Origin of the sequence: Corallococcus sp. AB030 (assembly GCF_003668965.1) — a bacterium.
GTDB lineage: Bacteria > Myxococcota > Myxococcia > Myxococcales > Myxococcaceae > Corallococcus > Corallococcus exiguus.
This window is the reverse complement of record NZ_RAWQ01000365.1, coordinates 1-4,773: the sequence shown is the minus strand read 5'-3', so window position 1 is coordinate 4,773 and position 4,773 is coordinate 1. Positions and strand designations below refer to the sequence as shown.

The following is a 4,773-nucleotide window of genomic DNA, read 5'->3' as shown; positions in this document are numbered from 1 at the left end:
GGCTGGGGCGGCTGGTGGGGCTGACGGACCCGGCGGGCTACCTGGGGCTGGTGAAGGGCTTCTTCGCGCTGGTGGGCACGGCGACGGCGTGGGCCACGTGGCGGCTTGCCCGAGCGTCCGGGGCCTCCACCCTGGCGGCCTCCGGCGGGGCCGCCCTGTTCGCCCTGGCGTCGGTGCCGCTGTACTTCGCGCCCCGGGCCATGAGCGAGAACGCGTCCGTGCTGCCGGTGGTGCTGGGCCTGGCCCTGGCGCTGCCGAAGGCCGCGTCCCGGCGCTCGCTGCTCACCGGGGCGTCCCTGCTGGGGCTGGCGGTGCTGCTGCGGCTTCAGAACGGCGTGTTCTGCGTGGGCCTGCTGGCGGTGCTCCTCTGCCGGCGCCAGTGGCGTCAGGCGGGCGTGGCGCTGGCGGTGCTGTCCGGGTGGGCGCTGGCCTTTGGCCTCCTGGACAAGCTCACCTGGGGGCGGTGGTTCCACTCCGCCATCGTCTACCTGGACTTCAACGTGGTGCAGGGCAAGGCGGCCCAGTGGGGCACGGAGCCCTTCGAGTACTACCCGCGCATCCTGCGCACGGCGATGCCGGTGCTGACCGTCTTCACGGCCGCGCTGGCCGTGCTGGCCGTACCCCGGGCGTGGGGGCTGTCCTTCCTGGCCGCGGCGTTCTTCCTCCTGCACGCGAACCAGCCGCACAAGGAACTGCGCTTCCTGGTGCCGGTGCTGCCCCTGTTCGCGGCGCTCGCGGGCGTGGGGCTGGACTCCATCCTGCGGGTGCTGCGCGGCGCTCCGGCGAAGGCCACCGCCACGGTGGCGGTGGTGGCGGGGGCGCTGTTGTCCGGCGCGGGCGCGGGGGCGCTCACCTTCGGGGACGTGGGCCAGTACGAACGCGTGCGCCCCAAGGACAGCGCCTGGGATGACCAGGGCACGGTCAACCGGCTGCTGGAGGCGGCGGGCCGGCGCGACGACGTGTGCGGCCTCAAGGTGGAGGCGGTGCACCTGGCGTGGACGGGGGGCTACAGCTACTTCCACCGGAAGGTGCCGCTGTATCCCCACAACGGCCCCGGGCGGGACTCCCGCCGGTTCAGCCACGTCATCACCCGGGCGGGCTTCGAGGGCGCGGGCACGCTGCTGGTCCAGGACGGCCCCCTGGCGCTGGTGAAGCTGCCCGTGGCGGACTGCACGCCGGACCCCGGATATTCGTGGCGACTGCCCTGAGCGGGACAGTTGGGACGCGGAAGACCCTTCCGGCTCCACCGGCGGGTTGGTAAGCCAAGGCCATGCCCGAATCCGACTGCCTCTTCTGCAAGATTCGCGATGGCCTCATCCCGGCGAAGATCGTCCACCAGGACGAGCACTGCCTGGCCTTCGAGGACATCAACCCCCAGGCCCCCACCCACGTGCTGTTCATCCCGCGCAAGCACATCGCCACGGTGAATGACATCACGGCCGAGGACCGGGAGCTGGTGGGCAACCTCTCCATGGCCGCGGCGAAGGTCGCGCGCGAGCGGGGCCACGCGGACACGGGCTACCGCGTGGTGATGAACACCCAGCGCGACGCGGGCCAGACGGTGTTCCACATCCACCTGCACCTGCTCGCGGGCCGCACCCTGCACTGGCCGCCAGGCTAGCCGTCGTCCCAGTCCCGCCCATCATGTTCAGTGCCCAGTCGTCGCCCCAGTCCCGCCGTGCCTATTCCCGCCTCGCCGTGCTGCTGGCCTCCGTGGCCGGCGCGGTCAACGCCATGGGGTTCGTGGCGATGGGCGCGCATGCGTCCCACATGTCCGGGAACATGGCCACGCTGGGCGAGTCCCTGGCCCAGGGCCGCTGGGACACGGCGCGGCTGCCCGCGCAGTTGATGGGGCTGTTCGTCGCCGGGGCCTTCTGCGCCACGGGCCTCCTGGATGCCTCACGCCACCGCACGAGGGGCCGTCACGTGGCCGCGCTGCTATTGGAGGCGCTCGTGCTGGGCGGCGTGGGCGTGGCCATGGCATCCATGCCGGGCACGCACGCGCCCGCGCTGCTCTGGGGCATCGCCTTCGCCATGGGGCTGCAGAACGCGCTCGTCACGCGGGTGTCCGGCGCGGTGGTGCGCACCACACACGTGACAGGGCTGCTCACGGACATCGGCATCCAGTTGGTGCAGATGCTGGCGTGGGTGCGCGACGGCCTCCGCGGGGAAGGCGCGCCGGGGCTATGGCACCGCGTGAGGGACCTGCCCTCCGCCGTGCAGTTCGAGCGCACACGGCTGCACCTGGGCCTGGCGCTGGCGTTCCTCGCGGGCTCCACGCTGGGCCCCTACCTGTTCCTGCGCCACGGGGCCGTGACGCTGGTGCTGCCGTGCGCGGTGCTGGGCGTGCTGGCCGCGCTGGACGTGCGGCTGACCGTGAAGCCCGCGCAGGCACCCACCGTTCCGGGCCGCTGAAGCATCCGGGAAGGCGGCGCGCCGCGTCCCGTCAGGGCGACGCGGGCTGGACCACGGGCTGCGCGGGCTGGACCTGGGCCTGCGCGGGCGCGTCCATGACGTTCGGATTGGCCCCGGCAGGGCCCTGGGCCCTGGGGCGCAGCGCCTGGAGCACGCTGCTGCGCTCATCCGTCCAGACGTATTCCGGCTCGCCGCGCAGCACCAGCCGGCGCACGCGCGCCCGGGTCTTGCTGAAGGTGGCACCCCCGAAGAACTCCTTGTCCGGGCTCAGCAGCATCCACGAGCTGGCCACCGCGTCGCCGTCACTGTCCCGCGCGACGAGCGCCGCGGTCAGGCCGGCGGCCCCCGCGTGCGCCAGGCTGATGGGCACCAGGTCCAGGTGCTGGTTGCTGATGTGCATCGCCAGCAAGCCGTGCGGCGCCAGGTGCTGGAGGTAGAGCGCCACCGCCTCCTTCGTCAGCAGGTGCACCGGGATGGCATCCGAGCTGAAGACGTCCAGCGCCAGCACGTCGAACTGGCGCGAGCCCTGCTCCAGCTCCTTCTCCAGGGAGATGCGCGCGTCGCCTTCCACGACCTCCACGTGCGCGGGCGTGTCCGTCAGCGTGCTGAAGAAGCCGCCCTGCCCCTTGGCGAGGTCGATGATGTCGGGGTTGATTTCATAGAAGCGCACGTCGTCCCCGGCGGCCATGAGCGTGGCGCTGTTGCCCACGCCCAGCCCCAGCATGCCCACGCGCAAGCCGGTGGGCAGCCCCTGGGCCTGACGCAACCGGCGCTGCTCCGCGAGCGCGAGCCCCAGGCCGGCGTCCTTCGTGTAGTACGCCGTGGGGAGGTTCCGGCGCTCCGGGCGGATGTACTGCCAGCCGTGGGTGATGGCGCCGTGGCGCAGGACGTACTGGTGCTGCTGGGGGTCGTTCGCGGACAGCTCCAGCACGCGCACCACGCCGAAGAAGTTGCGCCCGGCGAAGCGCACGCGATCCAGGTCCGTGAGGACGAGCACCGGCAGGTGCACCGCCACGCCCACCAGCAGCGCCCCGCGGAAGAGGCGCTGCGTGCGCGCCACCGACGTCTCCTCCTTCGGCCTGCGCATCAGCCCCGCGAAGGCCACCCCGCAGCACGCGGCCAGCGCCAGCGGGTGCTCCCAGTAGGTGGTGAAGACAGCGGGCGCGACCAGGTTGACGAACACGCCGCCCAGCACGCCGCCCACGGACACCCAGAGGTAGAAGGCGCTCAGGTAGCGCGGAGCCGGGCGGCGCCGGTACAGCTCGCCGTGGCACACCATGGCGCCCGTGAAGAGCGCGGACGCGTGGAAGAGCACCTGCCACCCCAGGCCCAGCGCGGGGCCCTCCTTGTGCGCGTACGTCACCAGCACCACGGAGGCGATGAGCCCCACCGAGTACGGCGTGCGCGCGTAGAAGGACTCGCGCGAGAAGGCCAGGATGAAGGTGACCAGGTACACCGCCAGCGGCATCACCCACAGGAAGGGGCCCGCCGCCACGTCCTGGGACAGCTTGTTCGTCGTGGCCAGGAGCAGCACCGACGCGCACGTGCTCAGCGCCAGCCAGGTCAGCGTGGGTCCCATGCCCGGACGCGCCGAGGCGGTGGAGGCCTCGGAGCGGGCCTCCGTGCTCGGGCTCGTGGAGGGCTCGGGGAGGGTCGTCGCGGGGGCGCGGCGCAGCAGGTCCCGGGCGCAGGCGAGGACACAGAGGACGAAGAGGACGAAGCCCACGGCCCAGCCCCACGCCTGCGCGCTCCGGCCCACCCAGGGCTCCACGAGGAACGGGTAGCCCAGCAGCGCCAGCAGCGAGCCCGCGTTGGAGAGCGCGTAGAGCACGTACGGCGAGCGCTCCGGCCGCGCGCGCGCGAACCACGACTGGAGCAGCGGGCCGGTGGTGCTGAGCACGAAGAAGGGCAGGCCCAGCGTGGCGGCCAGCATCCGCATCAACCGGAGCACGGGCAGGTGGTCGTCCACGGGGCGCCAGCCGTCCCCTGGCGCCAGCGGCGAGCCCGTCCACGAGGCCCGCGCCGCGAGCGCCGCCAACGCCACCACCAGCAGGCTCAGGTGCAGGGCGGCCTGGGCGCGCGGGCGCAGCCGGGAGGCCACCGCGTGCGCGTAGGCGTAGCCCGCGAGCAGCACGGCCTGGAAGAACAGCATGCACGCGGTCCACACCGCGGGCGTGCCGCCGTACCAAGGCAGGGCGTAGCGGCCCGCCAGCGGCTGGACGCCGAAGAGCAGGAAGGCGCTGGTGAAGATGGCGAGGGCGTAGCGCACCATGCGGCCTCGGGGGCGGGGGGAAGACGCACGGCGTAGGGGTCCCGCGCTCCGGGTGTTTCCCGCCTGGGCGACAGTCTTGTAAACAC

General features: G+C 72.9%; 4 protein-coding genes. 3 read left to right on the top strand and 1 reads right to left on the bottom strand.

Annotated features, from left to right (window positions below; all coding sequences use genetic code 11):
- The 3 genes from D7Y15_RS42310 to D7Y15_RS42300 all read left to right on the top strand — a co-directional run.
- On the top strand, positions 1-1,208 hold a 1,208-nt coding region (locus D7Y15_RS42310; RefSeq protein ID WP_121756098.1), incomplete at its 5' end, for a hypothetical protein.
- A gap of 62 nt (positions 1,209-1,270) precedes the next feature.
- Complete coding sequence (locus tag D7Y15_RS42305) at positions 1,271-1,621, top strand: histidine triad nucleotide-binding protein (RefSeq protein ID WP_120581464.1); 351 nt, start codon at positions 1,271-1,273, stop codon at positions 1,619-1,621.
- 23 nt (positions 1,622-1,644) lie between these two features.
- Positions 1,645-2,415 carry a YoaK family protein gene (locus D7Y15_RS42300; RefSeq protein ID WP_120581465.1) on the top strand — a complete coding sequence of 257 codons (771 nt, stop codon included), beginning with the start codon at positions 1,645-1,647 and terminating at the stop codon, positions 2,413-2,415.
- 31 nt (positions 2,416-2,446) lie between these two features.
- Here D7Y15_RS42300 and D7Y15_RS42295 read toward each other — a convergent pair whose 3' ends face one another.
- Positions 2,447-4,687 carry a spermidine synthase gene (locus tag D7Y15_RS42295; protein ID WP_120581466.1) on the bottom strand — a complete coding sequence of 747 codons (2,241 nt, stop codon included), beginning with the start codon at positions 4,685-4,687 and terminating at the stop codon, positions 2,447-2,449.
- Positions 4,688-4,773 lie beyond the last annotated feature (86 nt).

Bases quoted from the DNA above. Each gene is read 5' to 3' on its own strand.
- D7Y15_RS42305 (WP_120581464.1), top strand. From the start codon at position 1,271: ATGCCCGAATCCGACTGCCTCTTCTGCAAGATTCGCGATGGCCTCATC.
- D7Y15_RS42300 (WP_120581465.1), top strand. From the start codon at position 1,645: ATGTTCAGTGCCCAGTCGTCGCCCCAGTCCCGCCGTGCCTATTCCCGC.
- D7Y15_RS42295 (WP_120581466.1), bottom strand. From the start codon at position 4,687: ATGGTGCGCTACGCCCTCGCCATCTTCACCAGCGCCTTCCTGCTCTTC.